This is a genomic window from Duganella sp. 3397 (assembly GCF_031456625.1).
In the GTDB taxonomy this organism is placed as follows: Bacteria; Pseudomonadota; Gammaproteobacteria; order Burkholderiales; family Burkholderiaceae_D; genus Rugamonas; species Rugamonas phyllosphaerae.
Genome location: NZ_JAVDVB010000004.1, coordinates 168,910 through 184,870, shown reverse-complemented (window position 1 = coordinate 184,870; position 15,961 = coordinate 168,910). Strand labels below are relative to the sequence as shown.

Genomic DNA, 15,961 nt, shown 5'->3' with positions numbered 1-15,961 from the left:
CTTACGATTTTATCAGACACAACTTTGAGCAGAAGTAGGTATTTTCACGCAGAGTGATAATGGATATCAGCATTTCTTATGATGATATAGATCAAATCGCCGAATTTTTGCCGCTTTTAGGTGCTTTAGCCGCATACATGGGACCATATAATCCATTTTTGGCAATTATGGGATTTACCTATCTGAATATAGAGTTCCATTGAAAATAGCAATCAAGGCGCTGTGATGCGCGCATCGACCGCCGTTTACAATGGCGTATGCTCTCCGAATTCGACCTCATCCAAGAATATTTCCAGCGCCCCCATCACGCCTCGCGCGCGATCCTGGGCATTGGCGACGACTGCGCGCTGCTCTCTCCCACGCCCGGCATGCAGACGGCAATCTCGTCCGACATGCTGGTCGAAGGCCGCCACTTCTTTGCCGGCGAAGACGCGCTGCGGCTCGGCCACAAAAGCCTGGCGGTCAACCTGTCCGACCTGGCGGCCATGGGCGCGCGCCCGGTGGGCTTTACGCTGGCGTTGGCCTTACCGAGCGCCGAACGCGACTGGCTGGCCGGCTTCTCGCAAGGGCTGTTTGCGCTGGCCGACGCCCATAATATCGAGCTGATCGGCGGCGACACCACCAAGGGCCCGCTCACCATCTGCATCACCGTGTTCGGCGAACTGGCGCCGGGCCGCGCGCTGCGCCGCGGCGCCGCCCTGCCCGGCGACGACATCTGGATTTCCGGCACCCTGGGCGACGCCCGCCTGGCGCTGGCGGCCTATCGCGGCGAACTGGCCGTGCCGCTCACCGAAACCGAACATGCCTTGGCGGCGGTCCGCATGCACACACCCATCCCGCGCTTGGCGCTGGGCGTGGCACTGGCAGAAGCAGGCATTGCCCATGCGGCAATCGATATCTCGGACGGACTGGTGGGCGACCTTGGGCACATCCTCAAGCGTTCGGGCGTGGGCGCCACGCTCGATGTCGATGCGCTGCCGCCCGGACCGGTGCTGGCCACGCGCGACCTAGCGCTACGGCGTGCGTACTGCGCCGCCGGCGGCGACGATTACGAACTGTGCTTCACGGCGCCAGCGGGCGCCCGTGCGGCGATCCTGGCGGCGGGCGGCAGCACCGTCACGCCGGTCACGCGCGTGGGCACCATCGAGTCCCGGCCCGGCCTGCGGCTGGTCGACGCGCACGGCGCCGCGCTCGACCTGGGGCTGGCGAGCTTCGATCACTTCAAGTCCTGAACCACTGCCGTGGCAGCCACGGCAGTTTCGTCCTCCTCCGGCAGCCCCACCTTGCGCCCGCTGCCTTGCATCAGCCAGTAATGGTGGAAGGCCAGGCGGATATTGTCGCGCAATTGCACGTCGTCCCACGGCTTGGTGTAGAAGCGGTAGATGGCGCCGCGGTTGATCGATTCGAGCACGGCGTCCACGCCCAGGTAGCCGGACAGGATGATGCGTATCGTCTCGGGATACAGGTCCTTGACCTGGCTGAGGAACTCGGTGCCGCTCATGCCGGGCAGGCGCTGGTCGCACAGGATCACCTGCACGTCGTGCAGCGCCAGCTGCTCGAACGCTTCTTCTGCCGTGCCGGCCATCAGCACGTTGTAGCGGTCTGGCTCGAACAGGTGGCCCAGCGCCCACAGCACGTCCGGGTTGTCGTCCACCAGCAGCAGGGTTTGCGCCGGTTGCAGCGGCATGTCCGGGTCCACCGGCAGGCAGCGGCCCGATTCGACCAGCACGCCCATGTCGCGCGGCGCCACCGGGCGGCTGAAAAAATAGCCCTGGATTTCATCGCAGCGGCCACGGCGCAGGTATTCGAGCTGGGCGCGGGTTTCCACGCCTTCGGCGATCACCCGCATTTTCAGGCTGTGCGCCATGCTGATGATGGCCGTGGCAATCGCCGCATCGTTGGGATTGGTGGTGATGTCGCGCACGAAGGCGATATCGATTTTCAGCTTGTCGATCGGGAAGCGTTGCAGGTACGCCAGCGACGAGTAGCCGGTGCCGAAATCGTCGATCGCCACCTTGATGCCCAGCGCTTTCAACCGCGTGAGCACGTCGATGGTGCGCTCGGTGTTGGACATCAGCGCGGTTTCCGTCAGTTCCAGTTCCAGCAATTCCGCTGGCACGTTGTGGCGCGCCAGCGCGCCGCGCACCACCTGCTCCAGGTCGCCCTCGGAGAACTGGCGGCTGGCGACATTGACCGCCACCCGCACCGGCCCGACCGAGCCGCGCAACCAGGCGCCGATCTGGCGGCAGGCCGCATCGATGATCCAGTCGCCCACCTGCACGATCAGGCCCGTGTCTTCCATCACCGCCACGAAATCGGCCGGGTGCACCAGGCCATAGCCGGGCCGCTGCCAGCGCAGCAGCGCCTCGGCGCCGGCAATCGCACCGGTATGCAGGTTGACCTTGGGCTGGTAGTACAGCAGCAGTTCCTCGTTTTCGATGGCGCGGCGCAGCGCCAGTTCCAGGTCCAGGCGCGCCAGCACCTGCACGTTCATGCCGGGCGTGAAGAAACGGTAGCCGTCGCGGCCGGCCTGCTTGGCGCGGTCCATGGCGGTGTCGGCATACTTGATCAGGGTCTCGGGGTCGCCGGCGTCGTCCGGGTACATGGCGATGCCGATGCTGGCGCTCAGTACCGCCTGGTGGCCATCGAGCTCGAACGGCGTGCGCAGGGTTTCGCGCACTTCGTTGGCCATGTGGACCGCTTCCTGCTGGTCGCGCGGCATGGTCATGATCAGCGCGAATTCGTCGCCGCCGATGCGGCCCACGGTGTCGCGCAGGCGCGCCGTCTGCATCAGGCGATTGGAAAACTGGCGCAGCAGCTCGTCGCCCTGGGCGGACCCCAAGGTGTCGTTGATGCCCTTGAAGCGGTCGAGCGCGATCATCATCACCACCACCCGGCAGCCCTTCTTCTGCGCCGCATCGAGCGAGTCGGCCAGCGTCTGGAAGAACAGCGTGCGGTTGGGCAGGCCGGTGAGGCTGTCGTAGTGCGCCATGTGCTGCAACATCTCTTCGGAATGGCGCCGTTCGCTCACGTCGCGCGCCACGCCCAGCAGGACGGCTTGCTCGCCGGGGCGCTTGAGCAGCTGCCAGTAGATTTCCACCGGCACCGAGACCAGGTCGCGGCGCATCAATTCGCCTTCGGCCAGTTCCGGCGCGCGCGGCTGGCCGACGGCGGCCGCATAGTCTTCGAGCCGCAGCGCTTGCGCGCGCAGCGACGCCAGGGTGCCGAGGCCCAGGCGGCTGGCGGTCTGGCCGAGGATGTCCGCGCGCGAGTAGGCCAGCATGCGGCAGGCGCCGTCGTTCACATCGAGCAGTTCGGCGGTCACCGCATCGAGCAGGAAGATGGCGTCGGCGGTGGCGTCCATGGCGCTGCGAAAGCGCTGCAGTTCGGCAGTCCGCTCGCGCACCGTGGTTTCCAGGCGGGTGTTGTAGTCGCGCGCCTCGCGGTGCAGCAGGCGCACTTCGAGCATGTTGCGGATGCGCGTGAGCACCTCCAGCGGGTCGATCGGCTTGCTCAGAAAATCGCGCGCGCCAGCTGCCAGCGCCTGCACCTTGTGATCGGGTTCGGCAGTGACCACCAGCACCGGCAGCCATGCGCCCTTTTCGAGCGGGCGCAGTTGCTCCATCACTTCGAAGCCGTTCAGGCCGGGCATCTGCACGTCGAGGATGATCAGGTCGTAGTGGTGCTCCGCGTGCAGCGCGGCCACTTTATGCGGATCGGTGGTGGAACTGACAGCCTGATAGCCGGTGGAAGTGAGCAGGTATTCGAGCAGTTCCACATTGACCGGCTGGTCGTCGACGATCAGTATGCGGGCATTGAAAATGTCGGTCTCGCTGATCATAAGGCGGCTCCTGGTTGGCCTCCTGGTTGGCCTGCACGACCGGCTGCGTTGGTCGGCATAGTCCGTCTGAGTGTACGCATGTTCGACATGAGGGTCTAATGAATTCAAAGAATTTCGGTGCGCCAAGAAATTCGTAGTGCACCGCTGGCAACGATTGCGATCTGCATGGTACAGTGGGGCCACCCTTGACCGCCACACCAAAGGAGACTTTCATGAGCAGCGACACCATCCTCGCACTGGCCGCGCAAGTCGGCAAAGCATTGCAAGACAAGGGCCTGATCCTCACCACCGCCGAGTCGTGTACCGGCGGCGGCGTGGCCCAGGCCATCACTGAAATCGCCGGTTCCAGCGACTGGTTCGACTGCGGTTTCGTCACCTATTCCAACGCGTCCAAGACCGAGATGCTCGACGTCTCGGCCGCGCTGATGGCGCAGATGGGCAGCGTCTCCGAAGAAGTGGCCGGCGCCATGGCCACCGGTGCGCTGGGCGCGAGCAACGCCCACATCGCCCTGTCCACCACCGGCATCGCCGGCCCCACCGGCGCGGTGCCGGGCAAACCGGTGGGCACCGTCTGCTTCGGCTGGGCCAACGCCGACAGCGTGCATACCGAACGCCTGGTGTTTGCCGGCGACCGCAAGGCCGTGCGCGAGCAGAGCGTGATTCACGTGTTGCAGGGATTACTCCGCTTTATCAACTAAAGCGCAACCAAAGCAGCGGGAATCCAAGGAAATATTGCCTTCTAACCATAAAACAATTACTCTCGTCCGAGCGGCGATTTTTCCGACGATTCAGGAGTGATGTAGATGCAAAACACGGTACATTTTATTCTTCAGGGCAAAGGTGGCATCGGCAAGACACTGGTGTCCACCATCCTTGCGCAGTGGATCGCCAGCAAGGACGTGGCCGAGGGCGCGCAGCCGCTGCGTTGCTACGACACCGACCAGGAGAACGCCACCTTCAGCCGCTACAAGGCGATGCAGGTCAAGCATGTGCCGGTAATGACCGACAGCCGCAACATCGACCCCAAGCGTTTTGATGCCCTGATGATCGACATCCTCGAGCAGGATGGCAACTGCGTGATCGACAACGGCGCCAACACCTTCTCGCCGCTGATGGGCTACCTGATCGAAAACGACTGCTTCGCGCTGCTCGAAGAATCGGGCCGCAAGGTGTATATACACACCATCGTCGGCGGCGGCGATACCTTGCACGACACCGCCATGGGATTTGTTTCCACCGCCAAGGCCACCAAGGTACCGCTGGTGTTGTGGGAAAACGAGCACTTCGGCCTGCTGCAATCGGCAGCCGGCAAGCAGTTCACCGAATCGCAAACCTACGCGGACAATTCGTCGCGCGTGCGCGGCCGCGTGGTGCTCTCGGCGCGCAATGCCGACACCTTTGGCGCCGACATCAAGAAGATGAACACGGCGCGCCTGACGGCAGCCGAAGTGCGCGAGAGCGACAAGTTCAACCTGATGGAAAAGCAGCGCATCAAGGTCGTGTTCCGCGACCTGTTCGAGCAACTCGACAAGGTGGAGTGGTAAGCGCCCATGGCCATGGATCAGCACAAGCTGCGCACCCTGGTATTTGAAAAAACCGGCGTCAAGATCGACATCGACGATCCCGTCTTCGCCCTGGTCGCCCTGAACGAAGCGGTGCTGGAAGACGCGGTGGAACGCCACATCGCCGCCATCGACAGCGCCACCCGCGAACTGGTGCGCCGCGCCCGCGACGTGGGCGGCCTGCCGCCGGAGCGCAGCGTGGAGCATGATGCCTCCAATGAGCTGGACCCGGGCGCCGGTGCAGCCACGCGGTCGGCCGCCGATGCTGCGCTCTCCCAACCTCCCGCACCGGCCACGAAAATCACCCGCCACGAATGGCGCTTGCTGGCCGTAGCGGCCGGCGTGGCCGTGTTGTCGGCGCTGCTGGTACTGGCCGGCCAAGCCGCCTTCACCAAGCCCGGCTTGACCTCCGCCCAAACCCGGTCGCTGCAAGAAGCCGAACGCTTACGAACCGCCATCAACCAGCTCGACCCCGAGCTGCGGGCCGAAATTCAGGCGCAACTCTCCAAATAACTTCCGCTGAACTTGCCAGCGACTCCCGACTCTAACCATCAGACCGGGATGCCGGTTCGACTGCGCTGATATTAAGCGCACTCAGCAGGTTGTCACTTGACAACCACTGGTTAACCATCTAGCATGGGAGTTGTCATGTCACGCAGAAGTCATCCGAAGAAGGAAGTGGAGCAGGCCATTCAATATGCTGAAGGGCATGGCTGGCGCGTGACAGTAGGCGGCAGCCACGCATGGGGAAAACTATATTGCCCCTACAACGACAGCGAATGCCGCTGTGGCACCTTTTGCATGACCAGTATCTGGAGCACTCCGCGCAATGCCACGAGTCACGCCAGGGATATCCGCAGGGTCGTCGATCACTGCTCTGCGAACCGAAACCAGGACCAAGGAGAACCGTGATGGAATACGAATTCACGCTCAAGTATCAACTCGATGCAGCAGATTGCAATCCCGACGACCTGGTCGAACGACTGGGTGCGGCCGGTTGCGATGATGCGCTGATCGGTATCGGACAACCGGGACAATTAGGTCTCAAGTTCAGCCGTGAAGCGGACTCCGCCAAGCAAGCATTGAAAAGCGCGCTGGAAGACATCCGTGGCGCCGTACCCACCGCGAAACTGGTGGAGGCAGGCCCCGACTTCGTGGGGCTCACCGATGTGGCGGAATTGATGGGCATGAGCCGGCAAAATCTGCGCAAGCTGATGGTCGCCAACCCATCCTCGTTCCCCTTGCCGGTGCACGAAGGCAGTTCGGGGGTCTGGCACCTGGCGGATCTGCTCGGCTGGCTGCAACAAAAAGAATACGCTGTCGATTCCGGCGTTGTCGAAGTATCGCAGACCACGCGCCAGCTCAATGTGCTCAAGGAACTGCAAAGCCTGCCAGGCGGTATCGAAAAGGAAATGCGCAAGCTGGTGGCATAATCTGCGCGGCTAACCCCACTCGCACCGGGGTTATTTCAGCGCTTTTCCGTGCTAACATATGAACACCTATTCATATGACGAATCATGAGCTGCCAACACGACTACTCTGGCTGCGATCCTGCCATCGCCCAACTTGCCGACCTGTTTCACCTGCTGGGCGACCCGACCCGGCTGCGCATTGTGCTTGCCTGCGTGGCGGCGCCGATCGCGGTCAGCGATATCGCCACCTCGCTTGACCTGAGCAGTTCGCTGGTCAGCCACCACCTGCGCCTGCTGCGCGCCGCACGCATCGTCAAGTCCGAGCGCCAGGGCAAGCAGGTGTTCTATTCCGCCGCCGACGCCCATATCAGCGACGTCCTCAACGATATGCTCGAGCATATCGCCGAACCATCGAACGGGAACGACGCATGAGCAAGCATCACGACCACGGCAGCCACGCCGGCCACGACCATCACGACCATGACCACGGCCACGATCACCAGGATCACGGCGCGCACGGCGATCATGGACACGATCACAGCCACGCCCACGGCATCGGCGGCCACCACCATCATGGTGACCCCAACACCATGGGACGCGCGTTTGCGATTGCCATCGTGCTCAATCTCGGCTTCGTGGTGGTGGAATTCTTCTACGGCTACCTGACCAACTCCACCGCGCTGATGGCCGATGCCGGCCACAACCTGTCGGACGTGATGGGCCTGATGCTGGCGTGGGGCGCGGCCATCCTGGCCAGGCGTGCGCCCAGCGCGCGCTATACCTACGGCCTGCGCGGCACGTCGATGCTGGCGGCGCTGTTCAATGGTATGTTGCTGATGGCCGCTTGCGGCGTGATCGCCTTCGAGGCGGTGCAAAAACTGGTGACACCCGATCCGGTAGCGGGCCTGACGGTTTCCGTCGTGGCCGGCATCGGCATCCTGATCAACGGTTTTTCGGCGTGGTTGTTCATGTCGGGCAGCAAGGACGACATCAATATCCGTGGCGCCTACCTGCACCTGGCAGCAGACGCGGCGATTTCACTGGGGGTGTTGCTGGCGGGTCTGGCGGTGCGCTACAGCGGCTGGAACTGGATCGATCCGGTGATCAGCATGGTGATCGTTGGTATCATCGTCTGGAGCACCTGGGGCTTGCTCACGCAATCGCTACGGATGGTGCTGGCAGCAGTGCCCGACAACGTCGACCGCGCCCGCATCGAGCAATTCCTGCGCGACCATCCGGGCGTGACCGACGTGCACGACCTGCATATCTGGGCCATGAGTACCACCGAGAATGCGCTGACCGCGCAACTGGTGACGCCAAGCGGCTATCCGGGCGATGCGACGGTAGATACCATCAGCCAGACGCTCAAGGACAAGTATTCGATTCATCACAGCACCTTGCAGGTGCGGCTGGGCGCGATGCCGCAGGAATGCTGCCTGAAAGTTCCAGCAAACGGGAGCGCCTGACTAGCCCTCCATAGCGGCGTTGCAGCTTCTCGCCGTACTGGCGTACTGTCTACGTCGCTGCGCCTTGCTCTGGAGGGTAGTCAGGCGCTCCGGCTTACTTGACGTCGATGAGTTCGACGTCGAAGATCAGCGCCGAGTTCGGTGGAATGCCGCCGCCCGGTGCGGCGCGCGAACCGTAGGCCAGTTCCGATGGAATGATCAGGGTACGTTTGCCGCCCACTTTCATGCCGACGATGCCCTGGTCCCAGCCCTTGATCACGCGGCCGGTGCCGAGCACGAAGTCCAGCGGCTCACCGCGTGGAATCGACGAGTCGAACTGGCGGCCACGCATATTCTTGGCCAGCGGACGGTACAGCCAGCCCGTGTAATGCATGTAGACGGTGGAACCGCTGGTCGCTTCGCGACCGGTGCCCACCTTGGTGTCGTTGACGATCAGCGATTCGGCGGCCGGGCCCGGCGTGGCGGAACCGACCACCACGGGCGCAGCTGGCGCCGGGGCGGCAGCAGTGGCCGCAGCGGCTGGCGTGGCGGAAGTCGCTTGCGCAGCGGCAGCGGCTGGTTGAGCAGGAGTCTGCGCCTGGGCCGCAATGGCTGCCAGCGCCAGCAGCGTTGCTGCAAGAACGGAACTACGCTTCATAGATTGATTCTCTCTCTGGGTGACTGGGGACGGCACGCGCACGTACCGGCGCCCGCCATGATAGCAAACCTGTCCCGGACGCCGGATTAATTCCCGGTGGTACCGTCTGCCGCTACCAAGGCTACCACCGCTGCCGGCGCAGCAACTGGCTCAACGGCCGCTTGCACCACAGGCGCCGCCAACTGGCGCAGCACGTGACCGGCCGCCACCATGCCGAAGGTGGCCGTGACCACCATGGCCGAGCCAAAACCGGCGCAATTGAGACCGGTGATGCCGCCGGCATCCACTTCGCAGGCATCGGCCTGTTCCGGGTACTTGAGCGGCTCCATCGAAAACACCGCATCGACGTGGAACTTGGTTTTTTCGCCACGCGGAAAACCATACTCGCTGCGCAGCAGGCGCCGCACTTTCTTGAGCAGCGGTTCCTGCTCGGTGCGGGCCAGGTCGCGCACGGCGATCTGGGTGGGATCGGTCTGGCCGCCCGCACTGCCGATGATCACCAGCGGAATGGCGTGGCGGCGGCAGTGCGCGATCATCGCGGCCTTGGCCTTCACACTGTCGATGGCATCGACCACGTAGTCGAACTTGTTGGTGCCGAGCATGGCGTCCAGATTGTCGGGCGTGACGAAGTCTTCCACCTGGTGCACCACGCAGAATGGGTTGATCTGGGCGATGCGCTCGGCCAGCGCGTGGATCTTGGCCTGGCCGACAGTGCTGCTCAGCGCCTGGATCTGGCGGTTGATATTCGATTCGGCCACGTTGTCGAGGTCGATCAGGGTCAGCTGACCGATGGCGCTGCGCGCCAGCGCCTCCACGATCCACGAGCCGACGCCGCCCACGCCCACCACGCACACGTGGGCGCCGCGAAAGCGCTCGAGCGCCGGCGCGCCGTACAGGCGCGCAATGCCGCCGAATCGTCGCTCGAAGTCGACTTCGTCCAGATTAAAGGTTGAATTGGTGTTCATCCCGCCATTTTAGCGGACACTGCAAGAAAAATTATTCTAGAATGATTTTCCCGCCCAGCCAGAGTACCGATTCCATGAGCAACACACTGTTCGACACCGCCCCCGATTTCAACCAGCCGATCGCCGTATTGAAACATTGCCACGACCGCATCCGCAAGCAGCTGACCACGCTCGACAAGCTGCCGGCCCATCTCGCCGCACATGGCGCCGACCTCGAGGCGCAAAAAGCCGCCCAGGCCGTCCTCAAGTATTTCAACAACGCCGCCCACCTGCACCACGACGACGAAGAGCAAAACCTGATGCCGATGTTGCAGGCGACCGCGCGCGACGCCGACCTCGCTTTGCTGGAAGACCTGGTGCCCGGCATCCTGGCCGACCACGCCGCCATGGACCAGGACTGGTTGCAGCTGCAAGCGCAGCTGGACACCATCGCCACCGGCGCCAGCGCCGAACTCTCGAGCGACAATGTGCGGCGCTTTTGCGACGCCTACACCGCCCACATGGCCAGGGAAGAAGCCAATATCGCGCCCATGGCCAAGCGCCTGTTCAGCCCCGAGCAGATGGCCCAGCTGGGCAGCGCCATGCAGGTGCGGCGCGGCATCGCCCCGGCCTTGCCCACCAGCCAGGTACCCGAGCAGCAGCAAGTGCCGGTCCACAACACGGTAGCCGACGGCGTGGTGCTGGCCGACCTGCGCCTCGACTATGGCCGCGCCAGCCTGACGGAAAACGATGTGGCGGACGATCCGATCGCGCAATTCGGCAAATGGTTCGACGAAGCCATGCATGCCAAGGTGAACGAACCGAACGCGATGAGCGTGGCCACCGTCGATGCCGAGGGCCGGCCCAGCTCGCGCATTGTGCTGATCAAGCAATTCGATGCGCGCGGCTTTACCTGGTACACCAACTACGCCAGCCAGAAGGGCCGCCAGCTGGGCGCCAATCCGCACGCGGCGCTGCTGTTCTTCTGGAGCGAGCTCGAACGCCAGGTACGCATCGAAGGCACGGTAGTGAAAACCTCGCCCGAGGAAAGCGACAAGTATTTCTACAGCCGTCCGGTCAAAAGCCAGATCAGCGCGATTGCCTCACAACAAAGCGCGCCCATCGAAAACCGCGAGCAGATGGAAGTCAATTACGAGGCGGTGGCAGCGGCCAGCGGCGAACACCCGGTGCGCCCCGAACACTGGGGCGGCTACCGCCTCGAGCCGGTGCGCATCGAATTCTGGCAGGGTCGCCGCTCACGCTTCCACGACCGCATCGTCTATGTCAGACAAGCCGACGGCAGCTGGGCGAAAGAGCGCCTGCAGCCGTAGCGCTTGTGGCGGCCGGTCCCGCGTCACTTCACCCGGTTGGCGTGCATGGCGCGCAACTTGGCCAGCTTCGGCGCCACCACAAAAGCGCAATAGCTCTGCAGCGGGTGGTGGCTGAAGTAATCCTGGTGATACGCTTCGGCCGGATAAAACGTTGGCGCCGGCGCCAGCTCGGTGACGATCGGTGCATCCCACACCACGGCCATCTCGGCCATCACCTTGCGCGCCACCGCTTGCTGCTGCGGCGACAGGTGGTAGACCACCGACCGGTATTGCGTGCCGATGTCGTTGCCCTGGCGGTTGAGCGTGGTCGGATCGTGGATGGTGAAAAAGATCTCGAGCAGGTCATGATAATCGATCACGGCCGGGTCGAACTCGATTTGCACCACCTCGGCATGGCCGGTCGCGCCGGCGCACACCTGTTCGTAAGTCGGATCGGGCTCCGCGCCGCCCGCATAGCCGGATACCACCTTCGCGACACCTTTGACGTCCAGAAAAACCGCCTCGGTGCACCAGAAGCATCCGCCGCCCAGTATGGCTGTTTCCATGAAAGCCTCCTGCCGTATTTGAATTTAGCAATAATGCCCAAGAACGCCAAAACGCGCCGCGCGATGCACTAGAATCGCTGCCACACTCTTGTTGTAAGGAACTCCGCATGGTCTGGACCCTGATGTCGTCGCTGGTGCCGATTGCCCTGCTCATTGCGCTGGGCACGGCCTTGCGCCGGCGCGCCTTCGTCGAAGCGGGGTTCTGGCCGCAGGCGGAGCGCATCGGCTACTACGTGCTGCTGCCGTCGCTCTTCCTGCACAGCCTGGCGACGGCCAAGCTGGCGGGCTTGCCGGTGCTGGCGATGGCGTCGGCGCTGGTGGTCTCGACCGTGGCAGTGGCCGCGTTGCTGGTACTGGCGCGGCGGAGCATGGCGGTGGACGACGCCGCGTTCACCTCGATCTTCCAGGGTGGCGTGCGGTTCAACAACTACGTCGGCGTGTCGATTGCCACCGGCCTGTTCGGCGTGACGGGGGTGGCCCTGGCAGCCGTCGCCAATGCGGCCATCGTGCCGACCGTCAACGTGCTGTGCGTGCTGGTATTTGCGCGCTACGGCCGTGGCAACAGGTTTTCCGTGCGTGCGCTGGTGCGCGGACTGGCGCTCAATCCGCTGATCGTCGCCTGCGCGATTGGCATCGTGCTGCAGTGGACCGGCTGGGGGCTGCCGGCCGGCATCGAGCCGATGTTCAAGGCGCTGGGCCAGGCATCGCTGCCGCTGGGCTTGTTGTGCGTGGGAGCGGCGCTCGATTTTTCGCAGGCGCGGCAGTGGGTGCGGCCGATCACGCTGGCGTCGTTCGCCAAGTTCGCGCTGATGCCGGTGGCCGCGCTGATCGCCTGCCGCGCCTTCGGCCTGCATGGCGCGGCTGCCATGGCCACGCTGATGTTCCAGGCGTTGCCGACGGCCTCATCGTCGTACATCATGTCGCGCCAGCTGGGCGGCGATGCACCGCTGATGGCAGGCATCATCGCCAGCCAGACCCTGCTGGCCGGCGCCGCCCTGCCCGTGATGGTGCTGGGACTGGCGCATTGGCTCTGACCGCGCTTGGCGGCCCGATTAGCGGTTGGTGTACAGACTCTTCATTTTCATGCCGCCGCGCATTTTCTTCACGCCAGGCGCCATGTCGGCGGGGCAAGCGCCCTGGAAGGTGCCGTTGAGGACGTTATGTTGTACCTCGGTCTTGCCGTTCAGCTCGAAAGAAGTGTCGGCTGTCAGCGTATACGACTTGGCCAGGTCGCCCTTGAAAGAGCCTGCCAGCTTGGCATCGGGGCAGCTGGACTTGAAGGTATAGCCGTCGCCCTTGCCGCTTTGCGACTCGATCTTGCATTCCTGCTCGAAATTGGTCCACATGTCGTCGTCGATCAGGCGATCCTTGGCCTGATCGACGCAAATCTCCCAAGAAAACGGCGACGTCGCGGGGGTGACTTTCCACAGACCGGACGCGCGCTGCAGGCGCTGGGCCGGCTCGGCGGCCGCCGCGGGCGCAGCAAGAGCGAACGGCAAGACGGTCATCAACAACACGGTAGCGGTACGCTTGATCATGGATTCTCCCGTGCAAAAGATGAAATGTAGCAAATGACAAGCTGTGCAGTCGTTCTGTTGCCGTGGGTCTATTGCGCAGCAGCCACCCAATCTTTGGCATAATGGCTAAAATACTCAGGCTGACCATGCACACCATTTCCCCCCGCGCCGCAGAACGACCATTCGACACCGCCCATTTCCGCCAGGCTCTGGGCCAGTTTGCCACTGGCGTCACCGTGATCACCACGCGCCTGGCCGACGGCACTTTTCGCGGTCTGACCGCCAGTTCCTTCAATTCGGTCTCGCTCGATCCGCCGCTGGTGCTGTGGAGCTTGTCCAATAACGCCAACAGCATGCCCATCTTTACCGGCAATTCGCATTACGTGATCAACGTGCTCAGCGCCAGCCAGGCCCACCTGGCCAAGCTGTTCGCCACGCGCGGCGCCGATCCGTGGGCCACCGCCGAATACGAGCTGTCGCGCACCGGCCACCCGATTTTAAAAGGTGCGTCGGCCTGGTTCGAGTGCCACAACCGCAGCCGCTATCCCGAAGGCGACCACGTGATTTTCGTCGGCGAAGTGGAGCTGTGCGAGTTCTCGCCGAGCCCGCCGCTGATCTTCCACGGCGGCCAGTTCGGCAGCCTGGGCTAAAAACGGAAATTGGTGTCGCCATTAGAAAAGCCGTGCCCAGGGCGGCGGCTTAGAATGCAGCAGCATTCACCATAATGAGAGACCACCATGAGCCAAGCCCGCGCCCAGTTCCACTGGGATGATCCCCTGCTGCTGGACCAGCAGTTGACCGACGAAGAGCGCATGGTGCGCGACGCCGCTGCCGCCTACTGCGGCGACAAGCTGGCCCCGCGCATCCTCGACGCCTTCCGCCACGAAAAGATGGACACGTCCATCTTCCGCGAAATGGGCGAACTGGGCCTGCTCGGCCCCACCATCCCCGAACAATACGGCGGCCCGGAACTCAATTACGTGGCCTACGGCCTGATCGCGCGCGAAGTCGAGCGTATCGACTCCGGCTACCGCTCGATGATGAGCGTGCAGTCGTCGCTGGTGATGGTGCCGATCTATGAATTCGGCACAGAAGCGCAGCGCCAGAAATACCTGCCCAAGCTGGCCACCGGCGAGTGGATCGGCTGCTTCGGCCTGACCGAACCGAATCACGGCTCCGACCCCGGCTCGATGATCACCCGCGCCAAAAAAGTGCCGGGCGGCTACTCGCTGTCGGGCGCCAAAATGTGGATCACCAATTCCCCGGTAGCCGACGTATTCGTGGTATGGGCCAAGGACGACGAAGGCGCGATCCGCGGCTTTATCCTCGACAAGGGCATGGCAGGCTTGAGTGCCCCGGCGATCCATGGCAAGTTCGGCCTGCGCGCCTCGGTTACCGGCGAGATCGTGATGGACAACGTATTCTGCCCGGAAGAGAATGCCTTCCCCGACGTGCGCGGCCTCAAAGGCCCGTTCACCTGCCTCAATTCGGCCCGCTACGGCATCGCCTGGGGTGCGCTGGGCGCGGCCGAAGCCTGCTGGCACACCGCGCGCCAGTACGTGCTCGACCGCCAGCAATTCGGCCGTCCGCTCGCTGCCAACCAGCTGGTGCAAAAGAAGCTGGCCGACATGCAGACCGAAATCACGCTGGGCCTGCAAGGCTGCTTGCAACTGGGCCGCATGAAGGACGCCGGCACGGCAGCGGTGGAAATCACCTCGATGATGAAGCGCAACTCGTGCGGCAAGTCGCTCGACATCGCCCGCGTGGCGCGCGACATGCTCGGCGGTAACGGTATCTCGGACGAATTCGGCATCATCCGCCACATGGTCAACCTCGAGGTGGTCAACACCTACGAAGGCACGCACGACATCCATGCGCTGATTCTGGGCCGGGCGCAGACGGGGATCCAGGCGTTCCAGTAACTGTTCGCCTGGGTTAAAAAAAACCGCGCAGTCTGCGCGGTTTTTTGTTTTTAGAAGCTCAACCCTTTGAAGTTGTAGCCGATGCTGATACTCGCCGCGACTGGGTCCAGGCGCACGTCCTGGGTCTGGCCGGTGGAGAAGTGCACCTTGGTTTTCAACTTGGTCTTGATCACGGTGGCGTCGAGGAACCAGTTGTCGTCGATGCGCCAGGTGGCGCCGATCTGGGCGCTGACGCCAGCCTTGTCGTCGAGCTTGTAGGTCGCGCCGGGACCGCCGGTGTTCAGGATCGAGGTCAGCTGTCCCGAACCCCGTTCCTTGATGAACATCGCGTACGTCAGGCCCACACCCACGTATGGGCGCAAGGTGGCGTTGGCTGGCATGAAGCGGTACTGGATGAAGGCGGTCGGTGGCAATACTTTCGAGTCGCCAAGCTTGCCGGTGCCCTTGATCGCGCCGTCACCGATCAGGTCGTGCTTGTACGGCAGGCCCAGGTCCAGTTCGGCCGACCAGTTATCGGTGAGCATGTAGGCGATGGCGAAGCGCGGCTTGGTGTCGGGTTCCACATCGGCCTTGGTGCCTGGCAGTGCCGGCGCCGAGACGTCGCCCGAGTCGACCTTCGGGGTGATCTTGTTCATGCCCAGGGTGCCCAGCCAGGTGCCGGCCGTTTGTTGCGCCGAGGCGGCCGCAGCCACCGACATTGCGGCCGCCAGCACCAGCATTTTGAGCGAGGTTTTATTCATTTCGTCTCCAGATTCTTGTTCGTATTGTTGGTTGCCAGCGGCGG

The 15,961-nt window shown here is 63.4% G+C and carries 19 protein-coding genes; 13 read left to right on the top strand and 6 right to left on the bottom strand.

The window, feature by feature from the left end; genetic code table 11:
- Nucleotides 1-59 precede the first annotated feature (59 nt).
- Both J2X54_RS13605 and thiL read left to right on the top strand, forming a co-directional pair.
- A complete protein-coding gene (locus J2X54_RS13605; RefSeq protein WP_167359066.1) occupies nucleotides 60-203 on the top strand; it encodes a hypothetical protein in 144 nt (47 codons plus the stop codon).
- A gap of 54 nt (nucleotides 204-257) precedes the next feature.
- Nucleotides 258-1,232 (top strand): thiamine-phosphate kinase, encoded by a 975-nt coding sequence (gene thiL, locus J2X54_RS13600; RefSeq protein WP_310181372.1) that lies wholly within the window; start codon nucleotides 258-260, stop codon nucleotides 1,230-1,232.
- Here thiL and J2X54_RS13595 read toward each other — a convergent pair.
- Nucleotides 1,217-3,841 (bottom strand): EAL domain-containing protein, encoded by a 2,625-nt coding sequence (locus J2X54_RS13595; protein ID WP_310181371.1) that lies wholly within the window; start codon nucleotides 3,839-3,841, stop codon nucleotides 1,217-1,219. The genes thiL and J2X54_RS13595 overlap by 16 nt on opposite strands.
- A 212-nt stretch (nucleotides 3,842-4,053) precedes the next feature.
- Between J2X54_RS13595 and J2X54_RS13590 the strand changes: the two genes are divergently transcribed.
- The 7 genes from J2X54_RS13590 (at nucleotide 4,054) to J2X54_RS13560 (ending at nucleotide 8,281) form a co-directional block, all read left to right on the top strand.
- A complete protein-coding gene (locus tag J2X54_RS13590; RefSeq protein ID WP_070249025.1) occupies nucleotides 4,054-4,539 on the top strand; it encodes a CinA family protein in 486 nt (161 codons plus the stop codon).
- Nucleotides 4,540-4,644: 105 nt separating this feature from the next.
- Complete coding sequence (locus J2X54_RS13585) at nucleotides 4,645-5,385, top strand: hypothetical protein (protein WP_310181370.1); 741 nt, start codon at nucleotides 4,645-4,647, stop codon at nucleotides 5,383-5,385.
- A gap of 12 nt (nucleotides 5,386-5,397) precedes the next feature.
- Nucleotides 5,398-5,916, top strand: coding sequence for a hypothetical protein (locus J2X54_RS13580; RefSeq protein ID WP_310181368.1), 519 nt, complete (start codon nucleotides 5,398-5,400; stop codon nucleotides 5,914-5,916).
- A gap of 135 nt (nucleotides 5,917-6,051) precedes the next feature.
- Nucleotides 6,052-6,315: a hypothetical protein gene (locus J2X54_RS13575; RefSeq protein WP_310181367.1), complete on the top strand. Its 264-nt coding sequence runs from the start codon at nucleotides 6,052-6,054 to the stop codon at nucleotides 6,313-6,315.
- On the top strand, nucleotides 6,315-6,836 hold the full coding sequence (locus J2X54_RS13570; protein ID WP_310181366.1) for a DNA-binding protein: 522 nt from the start codon (nucleotides 6,315-6,317) through the stop codon (nucleotides 6,834-6,836). The genes J2X54_RS13575 and J2X54_RS13570 overlap by 1 nt, the downstream gene beginning before the upstream one ends.
- A gap of 84 nt (nucleotides 6,837-6,920) precedes the next feature.
- Nucleotides 6,921-7,247, top strand: a complete 327-nt coding sequence (locus J2X54_RS13565; protein WP_070249028.1) for a helix-turn-helix transcriptional regulator — start codon at nucleotides 6,921-6,923, stop codon at nucleotides 7,245-7,247.
- On the top strand, nucleotides 7,244-8,281 hold the full coding sequence (locus tag J2X54_RS13560; RefSeq protein ID WP_310181365.1) for a cation diffusion facilitator family transporter: 1,038 nt from the start codon (nucleotides 7,244-7,246) through the stop codon (nucleotides 8,279-8,281). The genes J2X54_RS13565 and J2X54_RS13560 overlap by 4 nt, the downstream gene beginning before the upstream one ends.
- Before the next feature lie 94 nt (nucleotides 8,282-8,375).
- Here the strand turns inward: J2X54_RS13560 and J2X54_RS13555 are convergent, their stop codons facing one another.
- Nucleotides 8,376-8,918: an FKBP-type peptidyl-prolyl cis-trans isomerase gene (locus J2X54_RS13555; protein WP_310181363.1), complete on the bottom strand. Its 543-nt coding sequence runs from the start codon at nucleotides 8,916-8,918 to the stop codon at nucleotides 8,376-8,378.
- 86 nt (nucleotides 8,919-9,004) lie between these two features.
- The gene (tcdA, locus tag J2X54_RS13550) at nucleotides 9,005-9,883 is read right to left on the bottom strand and encodes a tRNA cyclic N6-threonylcarbamoyladenosine(37) synthase TcdA (protein ID WP_310181362.1); all 879 of its coding nucleotides are present in this window, start codon (nucleotides 9,881-9,883) and stop codon (nucleotides 9,005-9,007) included.
- 74 nt (nucleotides 9,884-9,957) lie between these two features.
- Here tcdA and pdxH point away from each other — a divergent pair, with 74 nt between their 5' ends.
- Entirely contained in the window at nucleotides 9,958-11,193 is a 1,236-nt protein-coding gene (gene pdxH / locus J2X54_RS13545) for a pyridoxamine 5'-phosphate oxidase (protein ID WP_310181360.1), read from the top strand.
- Nucleotides 11,194-11,216: 23 nt separating this feature from the next.
- On the opposite strand, the gene msrA is transcribed toward pdxH, so the two are convergent.
- Entirely contained in the window at nucleotides 11,217-11,738 is a 522-nt protein-coding gene (gene msrA, locus J2X54_RS13540; protein WP_310181359.1) for a peptide-methionine (S)-S-oxide reductase MsrA, read from the bottom strand.
- A 107-nt stretch (nucleotides 11,739-11,845) separates the two neighbouring features.
- On the opposite strand from msrA, the gene J2X54_RS13535 reads away from it, so the two are divergent.
- Complete coding sequence (locus tag J2X54_RS13535; RefSeq protein WP_310181358.1) at nucleotides 11,846-12,772, top strand: AEC family transporter; 927 nt, start codon at nucleotides 11,846-11,848, stop codon at nucleotides 12,770-12,772.
- 18 nt (nucleotides 12,773-12,790) lie between these two features.
- On the opposite strand, the gene J2X54_RS13530 is transcribed toward J2X54_RS13535, so the two are convergent.
- A complete protein-coding gene (locus J2X54_RS13530; protein ID WP_310181357.1) occupies nucleotides 12,791-13,276 on the bottom strand; it encodes a DUF3617 family protein in 486 nt (161 codons plus the stop codon).
- A 125-nt stretch (nucleotides 13,277-13,401) separates the two neighbouring features.
- Between J2X54_RS13530 and J2X54_RS13525 the strand changes: the two genes are divergently transcribed.
- Entirely contained in the window at nucleotides 13,402-13,905 is a 504-nt protein-coding gene (locus J2X54_RS13525; RefSeq protein ID WP_019923811.1) for a flavin reductase family protein, read from the top strand.
- A gap of 87 nt (nucleotides 13,906-13,992) precedes the next feature.
- Nucleotides 13,993-15,177, top strand: coding sequence for an acyl-CoA dehydrogenase (locus J2X54_RS13520; protein WP_070249035.1), 1,185 nt, complete (start codon nucleotides 13,993-13,995; stop codon nucleotides 15,175-15,177).
- A 50-nt stretch (nucleotides 15,178-15,227) separates the two neighbouring features.
- Here J2X54_RS13520 and J2X54_RS13515 read toward each other — a convergent pair whose 3' ends face one another.
- Nucleotides 15,228-15,917, bottom strand: a complete 690-nt coding sequence (locus tag J2X54_RS13515; protein WP_310181355.1) for an OmpW family outer membrane protein — start codon at nucleotides 15,915-15,917, stop codon at nucleotides 15,228-15,230.
- Nucleotides 15,918-15,961: the final 44 nt, after the last annotated feature.